This is a genomic window from Streptomyces sp. NBC_00576, from assembly GCF_036345175.1.
Lineage (GTDB): Bacteria > Actinomycetota > Actinomycetes > Streptomycetales > Streptomycetaceae > Streptomyces.
The window spans coordinates 7,988,702-8,014,434 of sequence record NZ_CP107780.1; the positions used below are offsets into that span (position 1 = coordinate 7,988,702).

General features: G+C 70.6%; 20 protein-coding genes and 1 tRNA gene. 9 read left to right on the forward strand and 12 right to left on the reverse strand.

Annotated features, from left to right (window positions below; translation table 11 throughout):
- Positions 1-11: 11 nt before the first annotated feature.
- Together OG734_RS34735 and OG734_RS34740 are read left to right on the forward strand one after the other, a co-directional pair.
- The gene (locus OG734_RS34735; protein WP_330291380.1) at positions 12-2,507 is read left to right on the forward strand and encodes a phosphoribosyltransferase; all 2,496 of its coding nucleotides are present in this window, start codon (positions 12-14) and stop codon (positions 2,505-2,507) included.
- Positions 2,504-3,310: an HAD family hydrolase gene (locus OG734_RS34740; RefSeq protein WP_330291381.1), complete on the forward strand. Its 807-nt coding sequence runs from the start codon at positions 2,504-2,506 to the stop codon at positions 3,308-3,310. The genes OG734_RS34735 and OG734_RS34740 overlap by 4 nt, the downstream gene beginning before the upstream one ends.
- A 121-nt stretch (positions 3,311-3,431) precedes the next feature.
- On the opposite strand, the gene OG734_RS34745 is transcribed toward OG734_RS34740, so the two are convergent.
- A complete protein-coding gene (locus OG734_RS34745) occupies positions 3,432-4,070 on the reverse strand; it encodes a DedA family protein (protein WP_330291382.1) in 639 nt (212 codons plus the stop codon).
- Positions 4,071-4,149: 79 nt separating this feature from the next.
- Positions 4,150-4,368, reverse strand: coding sequence for an FmdB family zinc ribbon protein (locus OG734_RS34750; protein WP_330291383.1), 219 nt, complete (start codon positions 4,366-4,368; stop codon positions 4,150-4,152).
- A 175-nt stretch (positions 4,369-4,543) separates the two neighbouring features.
- Here OG734_RS34750 and OG734_RS34755 point away from each other — a divergent pair, with 175 nt between their 5' ends.
- From OG734_RS34755 to OG734_RS34765, 3 genes are all read left to right on the forward strand, one after another.
- Positions 4,544-6,670, forward strand: coding sequence for a transglycosylase domain-containing protein (locus OG734_RS34755; RefSeq protein WP_330291384.1), 2,127 nt, complete (start codon positions 4,544-4,546; stop codon positions 6,668-6,670).
- Positions 6,671-6,711: 41 nt separating this feature from the next.
- On the forward strand, positions 6,712-8,007 hold the full coding sequence (locus OG734_RS34760; RefSeq protein ID WP_330291385.1) for a hypothetical protein: 1,296 nt from the start codon (positions 6,712-6,714) through the stop codon (positions 8,005-8,007).
- A gap of 158 nt (positions 8,008-8,165) precedes the next feature.
- On the forward strand, positions 8,166-9,359 hold the full coding sequence (locus tag OG734_RS34765; RefSeq protein ID WP_330291386.1) for an amidase domain-containing protein: 1,194 nt from the start codon (positions 8,166-8,168) through the stop codon (positions 9,357-9,359).
- 93 nt (positions 9,360-9,452) lie between these two features.
- Here OG734_RS34765 and OG734_RS34770 read toward each other — a convergent pair whose 3' ends face one another.
- Positions 9,453-10,901: a hypothetical protein gene (locus OG734_RS34770; protein WP_330291387.1), complete on the reverse strand. Its 1,449-nt coding sequence runs from the start codon at positions 10,899-10,901 to the stop codon at positions 9,453-9,455.
- A gap of 168 nt (positions 10,902-11,069) precedes the next feature.
- On the reverse strand, positions 11,070-11,873 hold the full coding sequence (locus OG734_RS34775; RefSeq protein ID WP_330291388.1) for a DUF4097 family beta strand repeat-containing protein: 804 nt from the start codon (positions 11,871-11,873) through the stop codon (positions 11,070-11,072).
- A 222-nt stretch (positions 11,874-12,095) separates the two neighbouring features.
- Between OG734_RS34775 and OG734_RS34780 the strand changes: the two genes are divergently transcribed.
- The 3 genes from OG734_RS34780 to OG734_RS34790 all read left to right on the forward strand — a co-directional run bounded on the left by OG734_RS34780 (position 12,096) and on the right by OG734_RS34790 (position 15,319).
- Positions 12,096-12,170, forward strand: a tRNA-Val gene (locus OG734_RS34780).
- A gap of 187 nt (positions 12,171-12,357) precedes the next feature.
- Positions 12,358-13,590, forward strand: a complete 1,233-nt coding sequence (locus OG734_RS34785; RefSeq protein ID WP_330291389.1) for a DUF6215 domain-containing protein — start codon at positions 12,358-12,360, stop codon at positions 13,588-13,590.
- A 172-nt stretch (positions 13,591-13,762) separates the two neighbouring features.
- A complete protein-coding gene (locus OG734_RS34790) occupies positions 13,763-15,319 on the forward strand; it encodes a serine/threonine-protein kinase (RefSeq protein ID WP_330293903.1) in 1,557 nt (518 codons plus the stop codon).
- 19 nt (positions 15,320-15,338) lie between these two features.
- On the opposite strand, the gene OG734_RS34795 is transcribed toward OG734_RS34790, so the two are convergent.
- Both OG734_RS34795 and OG734_RS34800 read right to left on the reverse strand, forming a co-directional pair.
- A complete protein-coding gene (locus tag OG734_RS34795; protein ID WP_330291390.1) occupies positions 15,339-15,677 on the reverse strand; it encodes a hypothetical protein in 339 nt (112 codons plus the stop codon).
- A gap of 110 nt (positions 15,678-15,787) precedes the next feature.
- The gene (locus OG734_RS34800; RefSeq protein WP_330291391.1) at positions 15,788-16,744 is read right to left on the reverse strand and encodes a ketopantoate reductase family protein; all 957 of its coding nucleotides are present in this window, start codon (positions 16,742-16,744) and stop codon (positions 15,788-15,790) included.
- Between the two features lie 139 nt (positions 16,745-16,883).
- Between OG734_RS34800 and OG734_RS34805 the strand changes: the two genes are divergently transcribed.
- A complete protein-coding gene (locus OG734_RS34805; RefSeq protein ID WP_330291392.1) occupies positions 16,884-17,126 on the forward strand; it encodes a DUF2277 domain-containing protein in 243 nt (80 codons plus the stop codon).
- A gap of 164 nt (positions 17,127-17,290) precedes the next feature.
- Here the strand turns inward: OG734_RS34805 and OG734_RS34810 are convergent, their stop codons facing one another.
- The 6 genes from OG734_RS34810 to OG734_RS34835 all read right to left on the reverse strand — a co-directional run bounded on the left by OG734_RS34810 (position 17,291) and on the right by OG734_RS34835 (position 25,558).
- The gene (locus OG734_RS34810; protein WP_330291393.1) at positions 17,291-19,279 is read right to left on the reverse strand and encodes a ricin-type beta-trefoil lectin domain protein; all 1,989 of its coding nucleotides are present in this window, start codon (positions 19,277-19,279) and stop codon (positions 17,291-17,293) included.
- A gap of 350 nt (positions 19,280-19,629) precedes the next feature.
- Entirely contained in the window at positions 19,630-20,256 is a 627-nt protein-coding gene (locus OG734_RS34815) for a DedA family protein (protein WP_330291394.1), read from the reverse strand.
- A gap of 226 nt (positions 20,257-20,482) precedes the next feature.
- Positions 20,483-20,923, reverse strand: a complete 441-nt coding sequence (locus OG734_RS34820; RefSeq protein ID WP_330291395.1) for a DoxX family protein — start codon at positions 20,921-20,923, stop codon at positions 20,483-20,485.
- A 98-nt stretch (positions 20,924-21,021) separates the two neighbouring features.
- A complete protein-coding gene (locus OG734_RS34825) occupies positions 21,022-22,962 on the reverse strand; it encodes an FAD/NAD(P)-binding protein (RefSeq protein WP_330293904.1) in 1,941 nt (646 codons plus the stop codon).
- Between the two features lie 214 nt (positions 22,963-23,176).
- The gene (locus OG734_RS34830; RefSeq protein ID WP_330291396.1) at positions 23,177-24,835 is read right to left on the reverse strand and encodes an alkaline phosphatase D family protein; all 1,659 of its coding nucleotides are present in this window, start codon (positions 24,833-24,835) and stop codon (positions 23,177-23,179) included.
- Between the two features lie 78 nt (positions 24,836-24,913).
- Complete coding sequence (locus OG734_RS34835; protein WP_330291397.1) at positions 24,914-25,558, reverse strand: HNH endonuclease family protein; 645 nt, start codon at positions 25,556-25,558, stop codon at positions 24,914-24,916.
- Positions 25,559-25,733: the final 175 nt, after the last annotated feature.

Here is a 25,733-nt window from a genome sequence, read left to right on the forward strand (position 1 = left end):
CATAGGGACTCATGAACAACGCTGTGCACAACGGGGTCTGGTCCGGCACCTGGGTCGCCGAGCGGCTCGGGGTCGAGCTGGTCGGCGGCGACGAGCTGCGCGAGCTGGTCGGTCTCGCCCTGCGACGCAACCCCAAGCGGGCGCACCTGCTGGTGTCGAACGTGCTCGGCAAGCACGTCCCGCAGTCGCCCGCCGTCGTCTACGGGCACGGCCTCGCCCTCGGCAAGCGGGTGCGCGAGCTGCTGGGCGCCGACGAGTCCCGGCGCGCCGTCGTCCTCGGGTACGCCGAGACGGCCACCGGGCTCGGGCACTGTGTCGCCGACGGCGTGGGTCTCGCGCCCTACCTCCACTCCACCCGGCGCCCGGTCGACGGCGTCGCCCGGGCGGGCGGCTTCGAGGAGTCCCACTCGCACGCCACCTCCCATCTCCTCCTCCCGGAGAACCCCGCGCTGCTGGCCGGTCCAGGACCGCTGGTCCTCGTCGACGACGAGTTCTCCACCGGCAACACCGTCCTCAACACCATCCGCGCCCTGCACGAGCGCTATCCGCGCGAGCGGTACGTCATAGTCGCCCTCGTCGACATGCGCTCCGCCGCCGATGCCGGCCGCCTGGACGAGTTCGCCGACGAGATCGGCGCCCGCGTCGACCTGGTCACCACGGCGAACGGAACGGTGCGCCTGCCGGAGGGCGTGCTGGCGAAGGGCCAGGAGCTCGTCGAGCGGTACGAAAGTCCCGTGGGCCACGTGGGCCACGAGGGCCACGAGGGTGCCGTACCGCCCGGCCGGCCGGGCGCCGAAGGGCTCGTGTCCCGCGTCGAGCTGCGCTGGCCCGCCAGGCTGCCCGACGGCGGGCGGCACGGGTTCACGCCCGGGCACCGCATACGCCTGGAGAGCGCGCTCCCCGCCATGGCCGCCAGGGTCGCCGACGCGCTGTCCGACACCGCCCTGCGCGGTCGCGTGCTCGTCCTCGGCTTCGAGGAACTGATGTACGCCCCGCTGCGCCTCGCCCGCGAGCTGGAGCAGGTGACGGAGGGCGCAGAGGTCCGCTACTCGACGACCACCCGTTCACCCGTCCTCGCGGTGGACGACCCGGGGTACGCGATCCGCAGCCGCCTCGTCTTCCCGGCCCACGACGACCCGGCCGACGGGCCCGGCGATCGCTACGCCTACAACGTGGCCGGCGCCGGCTTCGACGCCGTCGTCGCAGTCGTGGACTCCGCCGCCGACACGCCCGAACTGCACGCCCCCGACGGCCTGTTGGCCACCCTCGCCGCACACACGCCGAACGTCGTGCTCGCCGTCGTCCCCAGTTACGTACCCGCACGTTCGCACGTACCCGAAAGGCCCCGCATGCTGCCCGAGCCCCTCCGCGGACCCGCGTTCTCCTCGTACCCACCGGACGAGGTCGGCTGGCTGCTGCGGGATCTCTCGGACGTCAGCCTGGAGGCGCCCACCGAGGAGCGCGAGGAGGCGATCCAGGCGGGCGGCGCCCACTACGCCGAGTCGCTGCCGGTCGAGTACCAGCCCAGCGACCAGTACCAGGAGCTGTTCCGCGCCGCCCTCGACACCTCCGCCGCCCGTATCGCCCAAGCCGTCGGCGCCGTAACGGAGTTGGTGCTCGCGGAGCGATCGCCGCGTCCGGTGCTCGTCTCGCTGGCGCGGGCCGGGACGCCGGTCGGGGCGCTGATGCGCCGCTGGGCCAAGCACCGGCACGGGCTCGAACTGCCCCACTACGCCGTGTCGATCGTCCGGGGCCGGGGCATCGACGCCAACGCGCTGCGCTGGCTGGCCGCCCACCACGACCCCGCCGACGTCGTGTTCGTCGACGGCTGGACCGGCAAGGGCGCCATCACCCGCGAACTCGCCGACGCCATCGAGGAGTTCGAGGCATCCGACGGCATCATCGGCTTCGACCCGGAGATCGCGGTCCTGGCCGACCCGGGCTCCTGCGTCCGTACGTACGGCACCCGCGAGGACTTCCTCATCCCCTCCGCCTGCCTCAACTCCACGGTGTCGGGGCTGATTTCGCGGACCGTCCTGCGCACGGACCTGGTCGGCCCGAACGACTTCCACGGCGCCAAGTTCTACCGCGAACTCGCCGGCGCCGACGTCTCGATGGACTTCCTCGACGCCGTCGCCGCCTGCTTCCCGGAGGTCTCGGACGCCGTCGACACCTCGGTCAAGGAGCTGCTGGCCGCCGACCGTTCCCCGACGTGGGAGGGCTGGGCGGCAGTTGAGCGGATCAGCGAGGAGTACGAGATCCACGACGTGAACCTCGTCAAGCCCGGCGTCGGTGAGACCACCAGGGTGCTGCTGCGCCGCGTCCCCTGGAAGATCCTGGCCCGCGCCGGAGCGGGCGCCGACCTCGACCATGTACGCCTGCTCGCCGAGCAGCGGGGCGTACCCGTCGAGGAGGTGGCCGAACTCCCGTACACCTGCGTGGGGTTGATCCACCCCAAGTACACGCGGGGCGCGACCGGCGCCGACGGTCGGGCGGTGTCGGTATGAGTCCCGTTCTTGTCGCCAGCGATCTCGACCGTACGCTCATCTACTCCGCCGCGGCCCTCGCGCTGACCATGCCGGACGCCCGCGCGCCCCGGCTGCTCTGTGTCGAGGTGCACGAGAGCCGGCCGCTGTCGTACATGACGGAGGTGGCCGCCGCACTGCTCACCGAACTCGGCGACGCGGCCGTCTTCGTACCGACGACGACCCGGACCCGTAAGCAGTACCTGCGCATCAACCTGCCGGGCCCGGCACCGAAGTACGCGATCTGTGCGAACGGCGGCCACATCCTCGTCGACGGTGTCGCCGACCTGGACTGGCACGCGCGGGTGCAGGCACGGCTCGCGGACGAGTGCGCTTCCCTGGACGAGGTCCGGGACCATCTCGCCGCCACCGCCGACCCGCTCTGGGTACGCAAGCACCGCATCGCCGAGGACTTCTTCGCCTATCTCGTCGTCGAGCGCGAACTGCTCCCCGAGGAGTGGGTGAAGGAACTGGCGGTCTGGGCGGAGGTCCGCGGCTGGACGGTCTCCCTCCAGGGCCGCAAGATCTACGCCGTGCCGAAGCCGCTCACCAAGAGCGCGGCCGTGCGCGAGGTCGCCCGCCGCACCGGCGCGACCCTCACTCTCGCCGCCGGTGACTCCCTCCTCGACGCCGACCTGCTCCTCGCCGCCGACCGAGGCTGGCGCCCGGGGCATGGGGAGCTGGCGGAGACGGAGTGGGCGGCCGATACGGTCATCGCGCTTCCCGAGCGGGGGGTCGCGGCCGGGGAGCGGATTCTGCGGGAGTTCCTGCGAGAGACGCGCTAACGCGCTGGGGGCGGCGTGAGGGGCTGTCGGGTTGCTGCGGCGCCGTCGTGGCTGGTCGCTCCCCCACTCTCGACTTCGCTCGACCGGGGGGACCCCCATCGCGGCGGAGCCGCATATCGATTCAGTCCCGCGCGTCTATGGGGCGCTGCCGTGCGGGTCGGATGATTCGTACCGCGATGAAGGCGGCCAGCGCCACGGCCGCCCCGATGAGCACCACCTTCGAGTACGCGGAGACGACGGTCGCGACCTCGGCCCAGTTGTCGCCCAGCAGATAGCCCGCGCACACGAAGGCGGTGTTCCACAGAGCGCTGCCGAGGGTGGTGAGGCCGAGGAACGTGGGCAGGGGCATGCGTTCGACGCCGGCCGGCACGGAGATCAGGCTGCGGAAGACGGGGATCATCCGCCCGAAGAACACCGCCTTCGTGCCGTGCCGCAGGAACCACGCCTCGGTCTTCTCGATGTCCGCCACCTTGACCAGTGGCAGCCGGGCGGCGAGGGCGACGGTGCGGTCACGGCCCAGCAGCGCGCCGACCCCGTACAGCGCGAGCGCGCCGACGACCGAGCCCGCGGTGGTCCAGAGCAGCGCGGCGAGCAGGCTCAGCTGCCCGGTGCTCGCCGCGAAACCGGCGAGCGGCAGGATGACTTCGCTGGGCAGCGGCGGGAAGAGGTTCTCCAGCGCGATGGCGAGGCCCGCGCCGGGGGCGCCCAGCGTGTCCATGAGGTCGGTGACCCACTGGGGTGCGGCCGTCGTAGCTGTCATACGGGCAGGCTAGGAAACCCAACCTGAACCCAACCTGAAGGGCCCGCAGGGCCCCTGAACGGCCCTGCGGTGCAGATCCTCAGCCGCAGCAGCCCCCGCCGCAGCAACCGCCTCCGCCGCTCGCGCGCGGTGCCGACGCCGGTGCGGACGCCGAGCCGCCGACCGCGACCGTCGACAGGAGTTTCACGGTGTCGTCATGACCGGCGGGGCAGTCCGCGGGGGCGGCCGACTCGGCCATCGGGCGGCTCAGTTCGAACGTGTCGCCGCAGGTGCGGCAGCGGTACTCGTAGCGAGGCATGCGCACAGGTTAGTCCCCAATTGCTCGCGGCGCGGAGCCCGACGGTTTCGATCGCGCCCCTTTCTGTTCATTGCCCATGTGGAGAACATGCGAAGATCGCTGGTAATTTGTGTTCGCCGCGATGAGCCGTGAGGTCGGGGAATCAGGGTTTGCACGGAGTGCGGAGGGGTGTGTCGTGATCCAGGAACCGGATGAATCGGACGCCACTCTGCATTTGCGGATATCTGATCTGGACATTCCCGACGTCGGGAAAGAATCGCCTGTACCCGGAAATGCCGGGCCCGGAAGCAGGCGTAAAGCCCGATTAGCTCGTAAAGCGCGCAGACTGTCTCTCCCGCTGCTTCTGGCCCGGGTCGGATCCCATGTCGCGTCCCACGCGCCGAAGTACCCGCGACCCGGCCGCACCGGCTGGCGGCGCTGGATACCCTCCTGGCGCCAGTGGGGCGGGGGCGTCCTGTCGTCCCTGGGGCTGAGCGTCCTGCTCCTGGGCATCGCCTACGCGGCCACCGACATTCCCGACGACCTCAACACGTACGCCACCCAGCAGGACAATGTGTACTTCTGGTCCGACGGGACGCCCATGGCCCGTACCGGCTGGGTGCAACGGCAGGCGATGCCGCTCAGTGAGATCCCCGAGGGGGTCCGCTGGGCGGTGCTCGCCGCCGAGAACGCGAGTTTTTACAGCGATTCCGGCATTTCCGTCAAGGGCATCAGTCGCGCCCTTTTCCGTACCCTCGGCCAGGGTGACACCCAGGGTGGATCCACCATCACCCAGCAGTACGTCAAAAACGTCTATCTCAACCAGAACCAGACGATCAGCCGCAAGTTCACCGAGGCGATGATCGCCCTCAAGCTCGACAACCGGATGAGCAAGGACGACATCCTCGAGGGCTACCTCAACACCAGCTGGTTCGGCCGCGGCTGCTACGGCATCCAGCGCGCCGCGCAGGCCTACTACGGCAAGGATGTCAGCCAACTCGACGCAGGCGAGGGCGCGTTCCTCGCCTCCCTCCTCAAGGGCGCCGGCCTGTACGACCCGACCCTGAGCAGCGCCAACCGTGCCCGCGCCGTCGAGCGCTGGTCCTGGACCCTCGACCGGATGGTCGACATCGGCAAACTGACGAAGGCCGAGCGGGCCACGTACACGAAGTTCCCCGAGCCGCTCAAGAGCAACCCGCTGTACGACACCGGGGAGCAGACCGACTATCTGGTGGAAGTGGCCTCGCAGTACGTCAAGAAGGCCGGGGGGATCTCCGACAAGGACTTCGACCTCGGCGGTTACCAGGTCTACACGACGTTCGACCGCGCGCGGGAGCGCAAGCTCGCCGACGCCGTGGTCAAGGCCCGAAAGCAGGCGCTGAAGGGCGATCCGAACGCCGCGAAGACCGCGCACTACGGCGCCGCCTCGGTGACCGCCGACGGCCGGATCCTGGCCGTGTACGGCGGCCCCGACCACCGTACGCAGGGCTACAACGAGTCCAACTCCACCACCGTCCCCGCCGGTTCGGCCTTCCTGCCGTTCGTCTACGCCGCCGGCCTGGAGCACGGCGTCCACGAGAGCCGGGACGACGAACCGACACGTGTCACTGGGGAGTCCCTGTACGACGGCAATGACGACGTGCCCGTGACCACGCCCGAGGGGCCCTACTGGGACCGCAGCGGCAAGAAGGTGGCCGCCAGCAACGACGGTGACCGGTCCTACGGGCGGATCTCCCTGCACCGGGCGCTGCAGCTGTCGGTGAACACGCCGTTCATGCAACTCGGCATGGACACCGGCCTGGACAACGTCCGCGCGACCGCCGAAGCCGCCGGCCTGCTGCCCGCCAGCATCGGGGCGCAGGTGCCCGCGCTGTCGACGGGTACCTCCACCCCCAGCGCGATCCGCATGGCCGGCGGCTACACCACGTTCATCGCGGGCGGCAAACGCACCGAGCCGTACTCGGTGCGCAGGATCACCCGCAACGGAATCGGCATCGGCCTCCACATCCCCACCCCGACCCGCGTGATCAGCTCCGACACGGCCGAAGAGGTCACCTCGGCGCTCACCGACGCCTTCCGCACCGCCCACCCCGCCGCCGCCGCGTCCGCCGACGGGAAGGTGGCCGGGAAGGCGGGGACCACCCCGGACGACACCGCCTCCTGGTACGTCGGCACGCACGACTTCGTGTCCACGGCTGTCGTCGTCTACCGCATCGACCTGACCAAGAGCCTCGAACCGCTGCCGTTGAAGGGCCTCGCCGGGACCACCGACGACAGCGTCCCGTACGGGATCTGGTCAGGCGCCATGGGCCCGCTCGGCTGACCACCGGACGGGGCCCCCACCCCCCTCGAAATGAGCAAGACATGAGACAAACGTCGGGCCGCCGTCGCAAGGCCCCGGCAACGCGTCAGCCCGCCAACCCCCGCCCGCGGATCGCGGCGTTCCTCGTCGTCCTGTCCCTGGCCTGCGCGTCCTTGACCGCCGGATACCTGATGGTGGTCCGCACGGACCGCACCGCACCGACAGCCTCCGTGGGGTCCGGGGGAACCGTGAAAGCCCCCGCACAGGCGACCGACAAACCGAAGTGGGACGGCAGGGCCAGGGTCCTGGGGGACGGCTCCACCTCCTACACCGGCCCGCAGCAGGGCCGGTTGAAGCCCGTACCGCTCAAGCCCGGTGAGAAACCACCCCAGTTCGTCGTCTTCTCCTGGGACGGCGCGCTGGCGGGCGACGACGAACTCTTCGCGCACTACCGGGAGATGTCCGCGAAGTACAACGCCCACATGACGTACTTCCTCACGGGCATCTACCTGCTGCCCAAGAGCAAGGCGGACCTCTACAAGCCCCCGCAGCACCCCAAGGGATCGGCGGCGATCAGCTACGCCACCGACGACCACATCCGCACCACCCTCGACCAGCTCGGCAAGGCGTGGCAGGAGGGCAACGAGATCGGCACCCACTTCAACGGCCACTTCTGCGGCGAGAAGGGCGGCGACGACTGGAGCGTCGCGGAGTGGAAGAGCGAGATCGACCAGTTCTTCGCCTTTGTGCAGAAGTGGAAGACCAACACCGGCTACACCGACCTCGCGCCGCTGCCGTTCGACTTCAAGGAGGAGGTCACCGGCGGGCGCGCCCCGTGCCTGGAGGGCCAGAAGAACCTGCTGAAGGCCGCCAAGAGCTACGGCTGGCGCTACGACGCGAGTTCCGCGGGCGACTTCCAGATCTGGCCGGCGAAGAAGGACGGCATCTGGGACTTCCCGCTGCAGATGCTCCCGTACGAGGGCGGCGACTACCAGGGCCTCTCCATGGACTTCAACTTTCTCTACAACCAGTCCGACGGCGAGACCGACGGCGCTGTGGCCAACCGCGCGCGGTGGCAGCAGGAGACCGTCGACGCCTACATGGCCGGCTTCGACCGGGTGTACTACGGCAGCCGTGCCCCGCTGTTCATCGGCAACCACTTCGAGGAGTGGAACGGCGGCATCTACATGAAGGCCGTCGACGAGGTCATGGCGAGGATGTGTGCGAAGAAGGACGTCAAGTGCGTCTCCTTCAAGGAACTCGCCGACTGGCTCGACGTACAGACCCCGGCGACCTTGGAGCGGCTGCGCGGCCTGGACCCGGCGCAGTCGCCGGACTGGTCGACGGTCGCGAAGTGACCGTTGTGAAGTGACCGTCCTGAACTGACTGCCGTTATCTGACGATTCGTCAACTTCCTTGCCAGCAAAGGGTATCCCCGTTCACGGGAGCTCCACATGGCATGCAAAAATTCCACGACCCGGCATCCCCCATCGCCGGGGCAAGAGGGGAAACATTCGTGAAGTCAAGCAACATGGGCCGTACGCGCAGCCGCGCCGCCATAGTCGTCGCGGCCGCTGCCTCGGTCGCCGCGGGAGCGGCGCTGCTGCCGGTCACCAGCGCGAGCGCGGCAACCGCGCGCTCCGCCGCCCCGACGGTGAGCCAGCAGACCAGGGCCACCTTCCAGCGCCTGGCCGACGCGGTCCTCACCGACCGCACGGACGCGCTGGTCGACGGCACGCAGGGCGACCGGAAGAAGCCGCTGACCGCCGGCTTCTCCGGCGACGTCAGGCTGTCCGCCGCGCTGGCCCGCAGTGAGAACGCCGCCCTGTCCTCGCTGGACCTGCGCAAGGACCGCCTCGCGGCGCTGGGCGAGAAGTACAGCAAGGCCAACACCACCGTCACCCTGAACAGCACCCGCGTCCGGGGCGCCAAGGCCGAGGTCGCGGTCACCGAGACCACGACCCTGACCTACCAGAAGGTCCGCGGCGACGAGCCGGGGACCACCGGCTTCCAGGCCCACCACGCGCTGACGTTCACCGCCGACGCGCGTGGTCACTGGCAGCTGACGGGCATTCGGAACACCGACGCGGCCGCCGACGTCGCGGTCAACCAGCCGGCCAAGCCGTCCGTCACGACCAGGGTCGGCACGGTCGCCGACGACACCATGCCCAACGCCCCCCGGGCGGCCACCACCCGCACGGCACCGGCCAAGGCCAAGACCCTCACCGGCGGCACCTTCGACTACAAGGCCATGGCCACGTACGCGGAGAAGTACTGGAGCACCTACAATCCGGCCTACCCGAACTTCAACGGGCACGCGGCCGGCGGCGACTGCACCAACTTCGTCAGCCAGTCCCTGAAGGCCGGCGGCTGGAAGCACGTCCCCGGCTATGTGTACGACTACACCCGGTGGTTCGGCAACGCCGAGATCCAGTCGGACTCCTTCGTCGGCGTCAACGAGTGGTCCTGGTTCGCCCAGAACTCGAAGCGCACCACCAGCCTCGCGTACGTCTACCAGATGGACGTCGGCGACGTGCTGCAGATGGACTTCGAGAAGGACGGGTCCAAGGACCACACGATGATCGTCACGTACCGCAGCGCCCAGGGCGTGCCGTACCTGACCTACCACTCCGCCAACACCTACCGCAGGTCGCTGGCGAGCATCATCGCGTCGGAACCGAACTCCTACTACTACGCCTACCGCACCTGATCGCCCCGGTCCCGCCCGCTCCGGCCCTTCCCCGGGCCGGGGCGGCGGATCCTGCAGTCCCCCGTAGCCCCGTAGCCCCGGAGCGGGGCGCGCTCACTGGTGGGCGGTCGTCCCGCGCTCCTCGCGGATACGGGCGACCACGTCGGCCACCGTGTGCCGCACGGCCTCCGCCTCCGTCAGGAAGTGCCAGTAGTCGGGGTGGCGGCCCTCCAGCCCGGCGATCGCGCGCTCCAGCCGGGCCACCGACTCGTCCAGCGGGCGGGCGTCCCGCGGGTCCGGGGTGTTGCGCCCCGACATGGCCAGCCGCTGCGCGTCCCGGATCGCGAAGCGCGTGCGGTCGATCTCGCTCTTCGGGTCCTTCTGTACGGCGTTCAGCCGCCGCAGCCGGTCCCCGGCCGCCGACACCGCCTCGTCGGTGGTGTTCAGCAGCGCCCGCACCGTCGACAGCAGCGCCGTCGCGTCCGGCCAGCGCTGGGCGTCCCGCGCCGTCTGCGCCTCCTTGAGCCTGGCCTCGGCCTGCCGCACGTGGTCCGTGGCCTGTTCCGGTACGTGCTGGAGGTCCTGCCAGCAGTCCGCCGAGAACCGTCTGCGCAGCTCGCTCAGCACCGGCTCCACCTGCCCCGACCGGGTGGTCAGCGCCTCGGCGCGGGTACGCAGCGACACCAGCCGGTGATCGATCTCGGCGGCCCGCTCCGGCAACCGCTCCGCCTCCGCCCGCACCCCCTCCGCCTCGCGCGCGACCCGGTCGGCCCGCTCCAGCGTCTCCGGCACGCCGTGCTGCCCCGCCCCCTGGTTGAGCCGGGTCAGCTCGGGCCCGAGGGCGGCGAGCCGGGCGGCGAGGTCGTCCGCCCTGAGCCCCGATCCCCGTACCGCGTCCAGGGCGTTCGAGGCTGCCAGCAGCGACTGGCGGGCGCGCTCCACGGAGGGCGCGAGCCGGGCCAACTGCGTCTCCGCCTTGCCGAGCAGCGGCCCGAGCCCGTCCGCGAAGCGGTCCAGGTCCTGCTTGACCCGCCCCAGCTCCTCCTTGGCCTTCGTCAGCTCGGAGCGCGCGTGGGTGGCGGCCGAGGCCTCCAGATCGTCGCGGTCGAGGTCGTGGGCGTCGATGGCGGTGATGTACTGGCCGCTGGCCTCGTCGATCCGGCGCCCGAGCCCGTCGAAGTCGGCGACCGCGCGCCGGGCCGCAGGGGTGTCGTCGACGGCCTTGATGGTCTCTATGGAGATCCGCAGATCCCGCTGAGCGGTGTCCAGTTCGTAGAAGGCAGCAGCTGCGGCGTCCTTCGCGGCCTGCGCCTCGGCACGCTGGCTCTCGGCCCGCCCACCGAACCACCGCCGCGTACCGCCACCGGCGAAGGCGGCGGGCAGGGCGAGGAGCAGCGGCAACGGGAGCAGTACGAGCGTCAGCGCGTCCCGGGCGGCGGCGCGCACACCGGTACGACGGGCCTGGGCCGGGCGGTGTGGTGAGGGGGGCGGCGGTGACGGGTGGGACGTCTGGTGCGCGCGCGGCGCAATCGGCGTGTACGGCTCAGAAGTAGTCGCCGTCACATCCCTCTCCCGTGCTGTGATCTGCCCTGCCCGGTTCATTCTCCCACCGGTTGAGGACGAACACACGGCCCGGTCGGTTCGCGCTGCGCGTACCCGGTCACATACCCGGTCACATACCCGGTCACGAATCGAGCCGCGTACCGAGCGCGCACCGGGCCACCGCGAGGCTCACGCCCCGGCGACCCGCACCCGTATGCTCCCGTCCTTCGTCTTCGCCGACACCACATGCGCACTGCTCTCGGCGCGCGGCACGGACACCTTCACGGAGCCGTCGTCGGAGTCCGCCGTCACGCGGTACGTCTCACGGGGCAGCTCGATCGTGAGCGAGCCGTCGTCACTGCTCGACTCGACGAGGTCCGGCACGGAGGCGAGTTCGAGCCGTACCGAGCCGTCCTCGGAGTGCGCCCGCACCTGCTGGGAGCGCACGCCGAGGGCGCGGATCGAACCGTCGTCGGTGCGCAGCCGCAGCGGGCCGGTGGAGTCCTTGACGGTGACGGAGCCGTCCTCGGAGCGGATGTCGAGGGCCTGGTCGAAGCCGCGCGCGGTGACCCGTCCGTCCCCGTTCCGCACGACGACGGAGACACCGCGCGGTACCTCGATCCGGTGCTTGGCGGAGCAGTCGGCGACCACGCCCGAGCACCTCACCCGCAGCTTGAGCCGGTCGTCCTCCATGGCCCAGGTCACTTTGGGGTCCTTGCCCATGGTGACGGAGCCCTGGAACCACCGGGTGACCTCGATCCGGCCCGACTTGTCGGAGTCCGCGGCGACGATGTCGAGCGCGGACTCGTTCGAGTCGACGGTGAGCGTGCGCCCCTGCAGTGCGAAGGAACGCTGCTCGGGATCCTTGTCGTCCCCGGCGGAGGCACAGGCCGACGCGGTGGCGACGAGCGCGACGGCGACGCTGGTGACGGCGATGACACGGGTGCGAGCGCGAGGGCGGGTGCGGATGCGCGGAAATTCTGAACGGGCCATGGTCCTAGTCCCCCTGAGGCGAACGCGGGACCGGTGATCGGCGATCGGTGGAGCCGGCCCTGCGACACTCTTCGACCGTACGGAGCCGGCGCTCGCCCGGGCATCCGGGACGCTCCCCGATCCAGGGTGGGGAAAACCCCCGAATCCGGGCCCGAAGATCTCCGGGGCGGATACGCGTTTGCGAGGCAGTGCCCCGGGCAATGTAGGCTGACGACTCGTCCTGGGCGCGTAGCTCAGCGGTAGAGCGCCGCCCTTACAAGGCGGATGTCGGCGGTTCGAAACCGTCCGCGCCCACCAGGATGGTCAGTGCGTCTGACCAGCAGTCGAAGCCTCGGCTTCCTGCCCCCGACCGGCCCCGGACCGCGCGTCCGGGGCTGGTTGCGTGAGCGCTGCACAAGTCGCTGCGTGAGCGGCTCGGACGACCCCCGCACGGAACCGTGACTTCCACATGGTCAACGCGGACTTGTCATGGTGTGATCACGGGATGCTCGGTTTCCTCATCCGTCGCCTGCCCTTCTGGGTCCGCGAACCCTTGCTCGTCGTCATCGGGTCCCTCTTCGGCGTGCGCATCATGTATTTCGCCGTCCGTGATCAGGATCTGGCCCTGGCCGGTATCGGCGCGGTCTTCCTCCTGGTCGCCGCGATCAGCGGCTACAGGGTCGTCAGTGCCCTGCGCGCACGCCGAAACCCGAGTCCGGCGGTCTCCGTGGCCGGGACGGCGGTCGGCGCCGCAGCCCAGGTCCAGGCCCAGGCTCCGGTCCAGGCCCAGGCCCAGGCCCAGGCCCAGGCCCAGGCCCAGGCCCAGGCCCAGGCTCCGGTCCAGGCCCAGGCTCCGGTCCAGGCCCAGGCCCAGGCCCAGGCCCAGGCCCAGGCCCAGGCCCAGGCCCAGGCTCCGGTCCAGGCCCAGGCTCCGGTCCAGGCCCAGGCCCAGGCCCAGGCCCAGGCTCCGGTCCAGGCCCAGGCTCCGGGCCCGGCCGGTCCGCCTCCTTCTCCGGGTACTCCGGAGAAGGAGCCCAGCGAGTGGGGTCAGGTCTTCGCAGCCGTGGCCGTGCTCGGGTTGATCGCGGCCGTACTGTGGGTGGCCCCGCACGTACTTCCGTCCGACAACGTCAACAACACCCCCCAGCCCGCCTCGTGTTCGGACGGAGAGGCAGAGCACGAGAAGCTGCCGCAGGTCTACAAGAAGGCGCCCCGGCCCGCGACCGGCGAGGAGCTGTGCGAGGCGCTCAACCGGGCGGACCTGGCCACGCTCCTGGGAACCCCCGAGGAGACTGCGACCTCTGCTTCCGGCAGCAACAACACCTCTCCCCTGACGGATGAGAAGGTCGCCGCGCCGGAGGCCCAGGTCGCGTTCGAGACGTACACCGTGCAGCTCCTGGCCACCTACAACCACATGACGACCGACCAGTACGTGAAGCTGATGAAGTACGGGAGTGAGCAGGACGTCGAGACCCTCACGGTTCTCGGCCGGCCCGCGGTCCTCTCCTCGAATTACACGATGAAGATCGAGTTCAACCTCGGGGGCGGCAACTCCGCCAGACCGGTCGAGAACGGCCCCCTGGCCAGGACGCTGACCGTGGCTCTCGACCGTGCCGACCGGGGCGGCTACTACGACATCACCGTGTGGAGCGACACCGGAGCCCTCCCAGACGACAGCGCTCTCCGCGACATCGCCGAGAAGGTTCTTCCGACGCTCCCCGAACGGCCTGTTCGATAGGACACCGCAGGACCGGACGAGCGGCCCCGGCGGTTTCGCCGAGGGGCCACTTCGTGTGGTCACTTCGTGTGACGAGGTGTGGTGAGCGCGACCTTCGGCTCGGCCCCACATGTGCGCCGGATATCGTGAGCCACAGCTTGCCGGTGGGACGGAGAGGTTTGCGGTGTCGGACGTGTCGGACGAGGGACGGCTCATCGCCGGGCGGTACCGGCTGACCGAGCAGATCGGCCGTGGTGGCATGGGCACGGTCTGGCTGGCCGCCGACGAGATGCTCAATCGCCGCGTCGCGCTCAAGCGGCTGCACGAGGACTCTCGGTACGCCGACGACGAACTGGCCCTGATGTACGAGCGCACCCGCCGCGAGGCGCAGAGCGCTGCCCGGATCGCGCATCCGAACGTGGTCGTCGTCCATGACGTCGTCGAGGACGACGGGCTGCCCTGCATCGTCATGGAGTACGTGCCGTCCACCACGCTGGGCGCCCTGCTCAAGAGCGGCGGAACCGTTTCCCCCGAGGAGGCCGCCCGGGTCGGCCGGGGCATGGTCGGAGCGCTGCGGGCCGCCCACGAGGCCGGCGTACTGCACCGTGACGTCAAGCCGGGCAACGTCCTGCTCACCGAGGGCGGCCGGGTCGTCCTCACCGACTTCGGTATCGCCACGGCGACCGGGACCAGCACCCTCACCCGGACCGGCGAGATCGTCGGCTCCATCGACTACATGGCACCGGAGCGAGTCCAGGGCGACACTCCTGGCCCCGCCTCCGACCTCTGGGCCCTGGGCGCGACCCTTTATCAGGCGGTGGAGGGGCAGCCGCCGTTCCGCAGGCTCACGCCGGTCGAGACGGCGTACTCCATCGTCACCGCCCCCGTGGGGCCGATGAAGCAGGCCGGCCCGCTGGAGCCGCTGATCACGGCCCTGCTGGCCAAGGACCCCGCCGAGCGGCCCTCGGCGGAGGAGACGGAACTGGCGCTGCGAGCGGTGACCGAGGACACGGAACCGCGCGCGTGGACGGCGTCCGGTCCGCTGTCGATACCGGGACGGGCTCCGGATCCCGACCGAACCGGCGGCACGCGCAGGAGGACCGGTGCGGGGCAAGTGGCACCCGTGCGGCCTGGACCCGCGCGCGGGCGCCGTACCGTCCTCTGGAGCGCGGTCGCGGTGATTCTGGTCGCCGGGGGCATCGCGGGCGGCCTCCACTACGTGAACTCGTCCGGCGAGGACACGCAGAGCGCGGGTTCGGTGACGAGTCCCCCCCCGACGACCTACGCGCCCTCGCCCGTCCCCGACGGCTACCACCTGGTCACGGAGAAGGAGCTCGGCATCGCCTTCCCGGTGCCGGACGGCTGGACGCCGAAAACGCGGAAGTCCGACGGGGTCGACTACATCGACGAGACCCGGCTGGCCGGCCTCAAGATCGGCATGGTGGACCCCGCGGGCGATCCCTTGGCGCACTTCAAGGAGATCGAGGCGAACACGAAGGTCAACTACCCCGGGGACAAATACCGCAAGCTCTACATGCAGCGCACGACGTACCGGGGCCAGAAGGCCGCCATCTGGGAGTTCACCATCAAGGGCCGGGCTCGGGTCTTCCACGCCATCAACCTCGGCTTCGGGCAGGAGGGCGGCCGGGAGTACGACATCTATGTCTCGGCGCCCGAGGAGCAGTGGGACACCTTCCGGCCGGTCTTCGACCGGGTGCGGGAAGGTTTCCGCGTCGCACCCACGTCCTGAGGTCGGGCTGCCGGAGGCCTCAGGCCCCGTCCGTGCCTTCATGGGCGTGCTTGAGCCGTGTACGTGCGTCGACCCGGTCCGCTCCCGTGACCTCGGCCCAGAACCGGTGGCCGCTCACGAACACCGCGAGCTCGTGCTCCCGGCGCCGCAGCTTCTCCACCTCGGCCTGTTCGTCGGCGGTCCAGCCCGGTGAGGCGGGGCGCTCCACCTTGCGCCAGCCGCCGGTGTCACTGAAACCGTCCAGCGGCTCGACCGACCAGGGGAGCCGCTTCAACAGGGTGGACAGCTCGGCCCGGACCTGATGCAGCTCCTCCTGACCGGCCAGGAGGTCACTCGGGAAGTCATAGGTCGTCGCCACGCGGTAATGGTACGCCTGTTCGATTTTGAGATGCGAGTTCCTCCGGGGACTTCCTCCCTGTCTTCACGCGAACGAGTGAGCGACAGGGAGGGACCGACCGGGGAGGGCGGTCAGCGGCCCCGCGCCGCCAGCTCCCGCACCACCCGCGTGGCCACCGGTACGTCCACGCCGTGGCGTTCGGCCGCGCGCAGCAGGGCTCCGCCGATCGCGTCCAGCTCCAGCGGGCGGCCCGCCTCGGCGTCGCGCTGCATCGACGACCTCATGGCCGGGGGGAAGCCGTCGTAGCGGGTCAGGGCCTGGCCGGGGTCCGCCGGGCCGCCGCAGGCCAGGCTCACCGCCGCCGTCTCCTTGACCAGAGCGGTGAGCTCGTCGCGGTGGCGGGTGCGGATGTCGCCCAGCGGGAGGCCGTGCAACGTGGTCAGCAGGGCGAAGGGGGCGAGGAACGACATCTTTGCCCACAGCGCCGCCGCCTCGTCGGGCAGGACGCGGGTGGCCGGTCCGGCGGCCGTGAAGGCGGCGGAGAGCGCGTCGAGGCGCTCGCGCGGTACCGGGTCGCCGGCCAGGTCGATCTCCACGAAGGGGCTCGCGTGTTCGATCACGCCGGGTGCCGTACGGGTCGACTCGACGCGGATCACGGCCGGGGCGACGCGGTCGTGGGGGTAACGGGCGCGCAGGTCGGCCGGGTGTTCCACGCCGTTCAGGAACGGGACGACCAGGGCGTCGCCCAGCGCCTTCGCCGGGGCGCGTTCGAGGGCCGCGTCGAGGTTCGTGTGCTTGACGGCGACGAGAACGGCGTCGACGGGCCTGGACGCCGCCGATGCCTCCGGGAGCTCGGTCGCCGCGTCCACCTTCGCCGTGAACTCGCCGAACTGGCCGCTGTGGACGCGGATTCCGCCTTCGCGGAGCGTGCGCGCGGTGTCGTCGCCGGCCAGGCAGAGCACTCGGTGGCCGGCGCGGGAGAGCAGGGCGGCGAGGAGGCCGCCGACGCCGCCGGGGCCGAGTACGGCGAAGGTGAGCGGGTCCTGACGTACGCCTGTGCGTGTAGCTGTAGCTGAATCCTTCTGCATGTCCGATCGAACCTCTCCTCGGTCGGCCCCTGACAGGTGGCCGCTTCGCGGAGCATGATCGCAGCCGGTGCGGACGAAGGGCACTCCCCTTTCAGCATGCGGGCGGCGCGGATCGCCCCGTACGCGCGAGACTGGAGGCATGTGCCGCAGCATCAAGACCCTTCGTCCGCCCGTACTCCCCGAAGAGGCCACCGAGGAGGACATCCGCGCCGCAGCCCTTCAGTACGTCCGCAAGGTCTCCGGCTTCCGGGCGCCGGCCGCCCACAACCGTGAGGTTTTCGAACGCGCCGTCGACGTCATCGCGGCGGCCACGGCCGAGTTGCTCGCCGGTATCGAGGTGCGCGGCGGGGGTGGAACGACGACAGCCCGGCACGCGTCGTAGAACGCGCACCGGGCTGCGATGCTATTGGCTGAGCCAGTGAGCCAGTGAGCCAGTGAGCCAGTGAGCCAGTGAGCCAGTGAGCCAGTGAGCCAGTGAGCCAGTGGGTCGGTGAGCCAGTGGGTCACTGAACCTCTGAGCCATCGAGCCCCTGTGCCACCAAGCCTCTAGCTGACCGTCCACTTCTGGTTGTCGCCCGTGCCGCAGGCCCACAGCACCATCTGCGTGCCGTTGGCCGTGGCCGCGCCGTACGCGTCCAGGCAGAGGCCCGCGTTGACGTTCGTGATCGTGCCGTCGGTGTTGACGTTCCACTTCTGGTTGTTGCCGCCGTGGCAGTCCCAGATGACGACCTTCGTGCCGTTGGTCTTGCCGCTGTCGTAGGCGTCCAGGCACTTGTTGCCGTACACCACGAGTTCCTTGCGGGAGGTGTACGTCCACGCCTGGTTGGAGCCGCCGTTGCAGTCCCACAGCTCGGCCTGGGTGCCGTTGGTGATCGTGCTGTTGAAGAGGTCCAGGCAGCGCCCGGACTGCTTGCCGACGACCAGGTTGCCGTTCGTGCCGGGGACCGGCTGGACGGTCAGTGTGCCCAGGGCCGGGCCGTTGGTGACGGCGAGCGTGTTGGCGGCACCCTTGGAGAGGGCGACCTGGACGGAGATCGTGCCCGGGGTCGAGCCGGTCGGCGGGAACGACACGGTGGTCGCCGTCTGGCCGTTGACCTTGAGGGTCGCCGTACGGGCGGTGCTCGTGTTGTTCGTGTACGTGAAGTCGGCGACCGCGACACCGGTGTTCGCCGCGTTCACGCCGGTGTAGCGGGCGGACGAGTCCGGCTCGTAGGCGCTGCTCGCCGCCTCCGTGCCGCCGGTGATCGTGAGCATGACCGAGCCGCCGGCCGGGACGCTGGTGGTGTAGCCGGTGGCGTACGAGCCGATGTTCGTACGGCTCCACAGGTCACGGACGGTCGCGGACGCGTTCGTCAGACCGAGGTCGGCCCAGCGGACGGTGATGTTCTGGGCGGAGGAGGTGCGGTTGAGGAGCACGGCGGCACGCTTGCCGGTGCCGGACAGCACCTTCCCGTACACCTGCGCGCCCGTGGTGTCCTCGGCGACCTTGACGCCCTGGAGGCCGCGCGGGTCCTGGTCGACGGCGACGACCTCGGGGTTCTTGAGGATCGCGGCGGACTCGGCGGTCATCGTCGAGAGGTTGTTGCCGGCGAGCAGCGGGGCGCCGGAGATGGCCCACAGGCCCATGTGCGTGCGGTTCTGGGCGGCGGTGAGGCCGGTCATGCCGACCATCAGCATGTCCGGGTCGTTGTAGTAGCCGGTGTGCTGGGCGGTGGGGTGCAGGCCCTGGTCGTAGTTGGACAGCATGTTCGTCATCGAGGGGTTGTTGCCCCAGAAGACGATGTCCGTGCTGGTCCGGTACATGGGGGCGAGGCCCGGGGCCCAGTTCCAGGTGTTCTGGTAGCCCCAGTTGCAGATGGAGAGGGTGAGCGGGCGTCCGGTGGTGGCGGACGCGGTGGCCACCGCGTCGCTGATCGACTTGTACGTGGTCGCCGCGTCGAGCCCTTCGACGTCACCGCCGCACCAGTCGACCTTGACGAAGTCGAAGCCCCACTGCGAGAACTGGAGCATGTCCTGCGCGTAGTGGCCCTCGCTGCCGCTGCCCGGGGCGGCGGGGCGGCCCGTCGGGAAGTAGTAGCCGCAGCCGTCCTTGCCGGCGTCGGTGTAGATGCCGGCCTTGAGGCCCTTGCTGTGGATGTAGTCGGCGATGGCCTTCATACCGCCGGGCCACTCGGAATTGTCGACCGTGATGTTGCCGGCACTGTCCCGGGTGCCCTGCCACCAGCCCTCGTCGATGTTGATGTACTTGTAGCCGGCCTCGGGCAGTCCGGAGGCGACGAACGCGTCGACCTGGCCCTTGATCACGTTGTAGTCGATCACCGCCGCGAAGCTGTTCCAGGAGGCCCAGCCCATGGGGGCGGTGGGGACCGGTATCTGGCGGGTGGAGGCAGCGACGGGGGCGCTGTCGAGGGGGGTGGCCTTGGCCTCTTCGGCCTGCGGCTGGGCGAAGAGGAGGGCGGCGGTCGCCGCGGTGGCGAGGGCGAGGGTGCGGATGGCGGTGCGTCTGAAGAGGGATGAGCGCGGCGGGGGGTACATGCGGCTCCTTTCCGGGGCGCGGCGTTGCGATTCCCGGAGTTGGGTCGATATTTCGAACCGCGATCGGCGAACCGAACGAGGGGGCGCGCTGAAATTAGAGCCGGGGGAGGGTTAAGTCAACGGTTGTGGCAGAAGGGGTTTTCCCAACCGGGGGATTTCGGGCGGGGATTGTCGGGTGAGTGTGGGGTGGGGTGGGGTGCCTATGAGCTCGGGGGGATCTGTTAGGTGGCGAGTGCGAGTGCGAGTGCGAGTGCGAGTGCGGGTGCGCTGTGGCTTGTCGCGCAGTTCCCCGCGCCCCTTCAGGGCGCGTCTCCTGTGCGCCTGTTAACAGGTGCTGTTGCGCATGGCACCTACCCGGGTGCGCCCGTTACCCCGGGCCGACGCATCAGGAAGGCTGCCCCCGCGCCCGCTCCGAAGAGGGCTGCCACGGATACGCCCGTTGCCAGCCAGGTCGCGCCCAGCCACTGGCCGCCGAAGTAGCCGAGGGCGACGCTGTACGCGGCCCAGGCCAGGCCGGCCACGATGGACCAGGGGAGGAACTCGCCGACCCGGCGGTGGGCGGCGCCCGCGCCGAGGGAGACGACCGAGCGGCCGGCCGGGGCGAAGCGGGCGACGACGACCAGGATGCCGCCGCTGTGCGCGAGGGCCTGGCCGAGACGTTCCTGCGCGCTGGTCAGGCGCCGGGAGCGGGCGATCGCGCGGTCCAGGCGGGCCCCGCCGTGCCAGGCCAGCCGGTACGCCACCAGGTCGCCGAGGACCGACGCGGTGGCCGCGCACAGGGTGAGCGCGAGGATGTCGGGGACCTCCTGCGGTACCTGTCCGGTGGCCGCGCCCGAACCGGCGGCGGCAGCTGTGGCGGCCGTGATGACCAGGACACCGCTCGGCAGTACCGGCACCAGGACGTCGAACAGGACGGACACACCCACCAGGGCGTAGATCCACGGGGTCCCGGTCAGGGACCCCACACTCTCAAGCACCGCAGACTCCCCGAAACCGAAACTCCCCCGTCGGCCCGATCCGTGCCGCTACCTCGCGGGGGAGCGGCGGGCGGCCTGTGACAGCCATACAGCGTACGCGGGGGGTCTGACCGGAGATCCACGGGGGGCGCATGTGTTCGCCACACGATGTTCACCCTGACGTACGCCGGTGCCCGCCCCCGGGACACGGGAACGGGCACCGGCGAACGACGGAGCGACCTGTTGATCAGGCCGCTACCGGTGTCTTCTCCCTCGAGGCCTTCGTCGCACCTGACGAGCGCTTCGCGAGGAGCCGGTCCACGCCGAAGGCGCCGGAGCCGGTGAAGATGAGCAGGAAGAAGGCCCAGCAGAAGGCGGCGGCCAGTTCGCCCTGGTTCTGGATCGGCATGAGGGCGCTCGGCTGGTGGACGTCGAAGTACGCGTACGCCATCGCGCCCGAGGCGATGAACGAGGCGGCGCGGGTGCCGAGGCCCAGCAGGACCAGGGTGCCGCCGACCAGCTCGATCACGGCCGCGTACCAGCCGGGCCAGGTGCCGGCAGCCACTGCCGGTTCGTCGCCGAGGACGCCGAAGAGTGAACGGGCGCCGTGGCAGGCGAAGAGCAGGCCGACCACGATCCGGAAGAGGCCGATGGCGTAGGGCTGAGCGTTGTTGAGGCGAGCGGACATGTGGGGGATGTCTCCTTCGGTCGGGATCGTTCCGTCCGAGAACTGAGGACGAATCGGTCCGGGGGCGGAACCGAGCGGCTCATCCACCGTAGGGGGGCCTAATCGATGCTTACAAGTTCAACATTTGGCCACCCCTTTGCCCCCGGTTTGGCCTCCGTTTGTCGTTCCGATTCGCCGATCGCCGCACGTGGAGCCACTGTCGGGCGCATACGCAGCACAGCCCGCGCCATCGCGTCGGCGTCCGAAAGTATGACCGAATCCACGCCAGGGCGGGCCCCGGCCGCCGTCACCCAGTGCACGCCCTCCGTGGGCACTCCGAACGCCAACCTCCTTTTCTGTACCAGACCTTGACGGTCCATCAGAAAATAGGGGCGCGGCGTCACATCCAGCCCGCCGGTCTCGTAGCCGTCGATCACGTGCGGCCTTGCCCCGCCCGTCCGCAGCAGCCGGGCGAGGAGCGGGTCGGCCGTGCGGCGGAGGTCGGGCTCCGGCAACCGTGCCTCTATGAGCGCGGTCACGCGTACGGCCGAGCCCGGCACGTCGGGGGAGTGCGCCACCCAGGCCTCGTCCGCCGCCCGTACCTCAAGGCGGGGCCCGAGCACCTCCACCACGCCCGCCGACACCAGCGCCGCCAGTTCCTCGACGCGCCGCCGGGGCGGTCCGATGGACAGGAAGGCGTTGAGCGGGGTGTACCAGCGGTCCAGGTGGTCCCGGCGCGAGTCGCCCGCCAGCCCGCCGTGGTCGACGATCAGCCGCAACTCGTTGCGCAGGTCGCGCAGTACGTCCTGGGCCGCCTTCACGGGCCCGTCGACATTGCCCAGCGCGGCCTGGGCGGCGTCCTCGCGGAGGTGGGCGAGCAGCCAGGTCCGCCAGGCGGCGGCGTCAGGGAAGACCTCGTCGGCGTACGGCCGCAGCATCCGCTCCCAGGACCAGCGTTCGGCCTCAGGCGCGCCGAACTCGCCGAGTACCGCCGCCTCTTGGGGGCCGCCGTGCGGTGCGGCGAGGAAGCGGTCCCGGAAGTCGCCGAGTGGGCGGTTCGTCAACTTCCGTGTCCGCAGCAGGGTTTCGTAGTAGACCGTCTCGACCTCCTTCGCCACCAGCGGCCATATCTCCGTGCGGTAGTCGGGTGCCTCGCCGGAGTCGGCGCGTTTGCGGAAGCAGGCGATCACCTCGTCGGTGAGAACGAGCGGGGTGTGCCTGCCGTGCGGGCCCTTCGCGTTGTCGCCGCGCGCCTGGTACGGGATGCCGCGCCGCGAACCGGCGTAGAGCCGTGGCTCACGTCCGGAGGGCAGATAACGCAGCCCGCCCTCGCGGCAGTGAAGGAAACGGCCGCCGCGGCCCGTCGTCAAGAGGGTCAGATGGTCGAAGAAGTTGAGGCCGAGGCCGCGCAGCAGGACGGGTTCGCCGGGGGCGAGCGGGGAGAGGTCGATGTCTGCCGGGTTTGCGGGCGGGACATGGCGCAGGCCGCGGTGGTCGGCGTACGAGGTGAGGCGTCGCTGTTCGTCGTCCGGGACGAGGGGGAGGTGGCCCTGGGCGAGGACGACGGCCGAAAGGTCGGACAGGGTGTGGCCGCCCGTGAGGGTGAGGGTCTGGCTGCCGTCGGGGGCGTCGTCGAGGCGGATCGCGCGTGCCCGGTGCGTCTCGACGCGTACGGAGGGCGGTGCCTCGCGCACGACCTTCGCGAACACCCACTCCAGGTAACGCCCGTAGTGGGCGCGGGTCGGATAGTCGTCCGGCCCCAACTCGCCTTCTGCGCCGGAGGTGTTGCGCGCCCACTCGTACAGGCTCGGGCCCGGGCGGATCGGGCCCGAGCAGTCCACGCTGTCGTCGGTGAAGAGGGTCACCTGTGAGGCCACGGTGTTCATCAGCAGCCGGGGCGACTGCGCGGTGCGCCAGACCTGGCCGGCGCCCGGTGGCGCCGGGTCGACGACGTGGACGGTCAACCGGGCCCCGGGCGGCAGGAGTTCGGGCGCGGAGGCGCACAGGCGTTCCAGCACACTGGTGCCGCGCGGCCCGGCGCCGACCAGGGCGACGGACATGCAGAGGGGTCCGGGCGTGACCCCGGAGGCGGTCCTGGACGGCTCGACGGGCGCTGCAGACAAGGCGGTTACTCCCGGGCGTGTGGGGCGCGTTGGCAGTAGACCGCCTACCGGAAGCGGACGGTCCGCCTCATCATGCCGTCGGCGACCACACAGGCCGAGCACCGGGGACGTGGGTCGCCGCCGGTGTGGGATGCCTCACGCGCTCAGTTGCTCACCCGCTCAGTTGTGACTCCGTGACCGTCTCCAACTGGGCGCCGCCGCCCGTCTCCCCTCGGGCCCGCTCCAGTCGCAGCCGGGCCGAACGGCCGCGCACGGTCAGGGTCATCAGCATGTTGCCGAACCAGGGGCCGCCCGTTCTGCGCCAGGTGACCGGCGGGCGCGGGACCCGGCCGTGCCGGGCGAAGCGGCGGCCCAGGGCGCGGCCCAGGCCGCTCCAGCCCAGGCGGAAGCCGACCTTTATGTAGAGGGGGATGGCGTTGTGGACGGGGGAGCAGGTCAGCTGGAGGACGCGCGCGTCCGGGCGGTCGGCCTCGGGCCAGGTGGGCTCGGCCGCGTACGCGTGGTGGACGTCGCCCGAGAGGACCAGCACCGTCGCCGGGGCCTCGGGGCCCGAGCCGGCCTCCGCGATCAGGTCGGCCAGGGCGGTGAAGGAGGTGGTGAACGACGCCCAGTGTTCGAGGTCGGCCGCGCGGCGCAGTTTCTCCCCGAACCGGGCCCAGCGCGCGCCCCGTTCGCCCCGGCACAGGGCCTCGTCCCATGCCTCGGCGTCGTGTACGAGGTGGGGCAGCAGCCAGGGGAGCGAGGTGCCGATGAGCAGGTGGTCGTACGAGCCGGGATCGGCCAGCGCCTGTTCGCGCACCCAGGCCTCCTCGCCCGGGTCCAGCATCGCGCGCTTGTCCTCGTCGAGGACCCGGGCCGCCCGGCTGTCCACCATCAGCAGGCGTACGCGGCCGAAGTCGCGCCGGTAGCTCCAGCGGACCGAGGCGGAGTCGGCGTCCGCCTGGGCGGCGAAGGCGCGCAGGACGTCCGTACCGTCGGGGCTCTCGCGTACGGCGGCGTACAGCGGGTCGGTGGCGAGTTCGGCCGGGGTGAGATTGCCCAGGTGCTGGTGCACCCAGTACGACATCAGGCCGCTCAGCAGCCGCTCGCGCCACCACGGGGTCCCCCGCATGTCGGCCAGCCAGGCGGCGCTGGTGTTCCAGTCGTCGATGACGTCGTGGTCGTCGAAGATCATGCAGCTGGGGACGGTGGAGAGGAGCCAGCGGACCTCGGGGTCGAGCCAGGACTCGTAGTAGAGGTGGGTGTACTCCTCGTAGTCCGCGACCTCGGCGCCCGGCGGTTCGGACAGGTCGCGGCGGGCGGCCAGCCAGTCCCGGGTGGCGTCGGACACCTCGTCGGCGTACACCTGGTCCCCCAACAGGAGGAGTACGTCCGGGCGTTCACCCGTAGGGTCGGCCGCCATACGCGCGGCCAGGGTGTCCAGGGCGTCCGCGCCCACCGGGTCCTTGGCGTCGACGGCCGGCGCCGCCCAGCGGCAGGACCCGAAGGCGATCCGGAACGCGTCGGCCTCCCCTTCGCCCCCTCCGTCGTCGGCGGTGCGGATGACGGAGGGCGGGAAGGGCGAGTCGGGCAGCGGCCACACGCGGACGCCGTCCAGGAGCACTTCGTACGCGGTCGTCGTGCCCGGGGCGAGGCCCGTCACCGGGATCAGCGCGTAGTGGTGGCCCGCGACCTGGAAGGTGTGTGTCTCACCGCCGGCGCCGTCCGCGCAGCGTGCCTCGGCGGTGCACGGCCGGCTCGCCTCGACCCAGACGGTCGCGGACGAGCCGTCGGCGTACCTCAGTAGCGGTCCCAGGCGAAGTGTCGCCATGTGATCACCCTCCTCCGTCGCACCGTACGGTACGGACGCCGGAGGAGGGTGGGGAGGTTCCGTGCACAGTGCAGTTGATCAGCAGCCGCTGAGGACCGAGCTCAGCTTGGTCTTCTCGGCGGAGTCGATCGTGAGGTCGTAGTAGTACTTCACCTGGACCCAGGCGCGCACATACGTGCAGGCGTAGGAGGCGACGGGCGGCATCCACTCGGCCGGGTCCTGGTCGCTCTTGGACTGGTTCACGTTGTCGGTGACGGCGATGAGCTGCGGCCGGGTGATGTCGTTGGCGAAGCCCTGGCGCTGGGCGGTGGTCCAGGCGCTGGCCCCCGAGTCCCAGGCCTCGGCGAGCGGGACCAGGTGGTCGATGTCGAGGTCGGAGGCGGCGGTCCAGGTGGCACCGTCGTAGACGGAGTACCAGCTGCCGCTGGTGGCGGCGCAGGCGGCGCTGGTGACGACGTTCGTACCGTCCCGCTTGAGGATGGTCTCGCGGGTGTTGCAGGTGCCGCTGATGGTGATCCAGGTGGGGAAGAGGTCACGGTCGTAGCCGGTGCGGTTCTCGGTCGCAACGGTGAGTGAGGCGAGGTAGGTACGGGCGGTGGCGGCGCTGACCGGGGTGGGGAGAGCGGCGGAGGCGGTCGGACCGTTGAGCAGTCCGACCGAGGCTATGAGGCCGGTGAGCGCGGCGAGTATGCTGAGCCGTCGACGCGCGTAGAACTTCGGCATGCGAACTCCCTCGGGGGATGGGGGCGTTGAGCGCGAGCGAGTGAATCGTCGCGTCGCTTGATTGCCGTGAGATGTGCGATTGGTAAGAAGCTAGTGACGTGCGCATGACATAACAACCCCTGGACGGTCGGATATTGTGGACGGTGCAGAAGGGGAGTAGCTCTTCGCCGGACCG

Coding starts and splice junctions, on each gene's coding strand:
- OG734_RS34735 (WP_330291380.1), top strand. CDS start 12: ATGAACAACGCTGTGCACAACGGGGTCTGGTCCGGCACCTGGGTCGCC.
- OG734_RS34740 (WP_330291381.1), top strand. CDS start 2,504: ATGAGTCCCGTTCTTGTCGCCAGCGATCTCGACCGTACGCTCATCTAC.
- OG734_RS34745 (WP_330291382.1), bottom strand. CDS start 4,070: ATGACAGCTACGACGGCCGCACCCCAGTGGGTCACCGACCTCATGGAC.
- OG734_RS34750 (WP_330291383.1), bottom strand. CDS start 4,368: ATGCCTCGCTACGAGTACCGCTGCCGCACCTGCGGCGACACGTTCGAA.
- OG734_RS34760 (WP_330291385.1), top strand. CDS start 6,712: ATGAGACAAACGTCGGGCCGCCGTCGCAAGGCCCCGGCAACGCGTCAG.
- OG734_RS34775 (WP_330291388.1), bottom strand. CDS start 11,873: ATGGCCCGTTCAGAATTTCCGCGCATCCGCACCCGCCCTCGCGCTCGC.
- OG734_RS34785 (WP_330291389.1), top strand. CDS start 12,358: ATGCTCGGTTTCCTCATCCGTCGCCTGCCCTTCTGGGTCCGCGAACCC.
- OG734_RS34800 (WP_330291391.1), bottom strand. CDS start 16,744: ATGCAGAAGGATTCAGCTACAGCTACACGCACAGGCGTACGTCAGGAC.
- OG734_RS34805 (WP_330291392.1), top strand. CDS start 16,884: ATGTGCCGCAGCATCAAGACCCTTCGTCCGCCCGTACTCCCCGAAGAG.
- OG734_RS34810 (WP_330291393.1), bottom strand. CDS start 19,279: ATGTACCCCCCGCCGCGCTCATCCCTCTTCAGACGCACCGCCATCCGC.
- OG734_RS34820 (WP_330291395.1), bottom strand. CDS start 20,923: ATGTCCGCTCGCCTCAACAACGCTCAGCCCTACGCCATCGGCCTCTTC.
- OG734_RS34825 (WP_330293904.1), bottom strand. CDS start 22,962: ATGTCCGTCGCCCTGGTCGGCGCCGGGCCGCGCGGCACCAGTGTGCTG.
- OG734_RS34830 (WP_330291396.1), bottom strand. CDS start 24,835: ATGGCGACACTTCGCCTGGGACCGCTACTGAGGTACGCCGACGGCTCG.
- OG734_RS34835 (WP_330291397.1), bottom strand. CDS start 25,558: ATGCCGAAGTTCTACGCGCGTCGACGGCTCAGCATACTCGCCGCGCTC.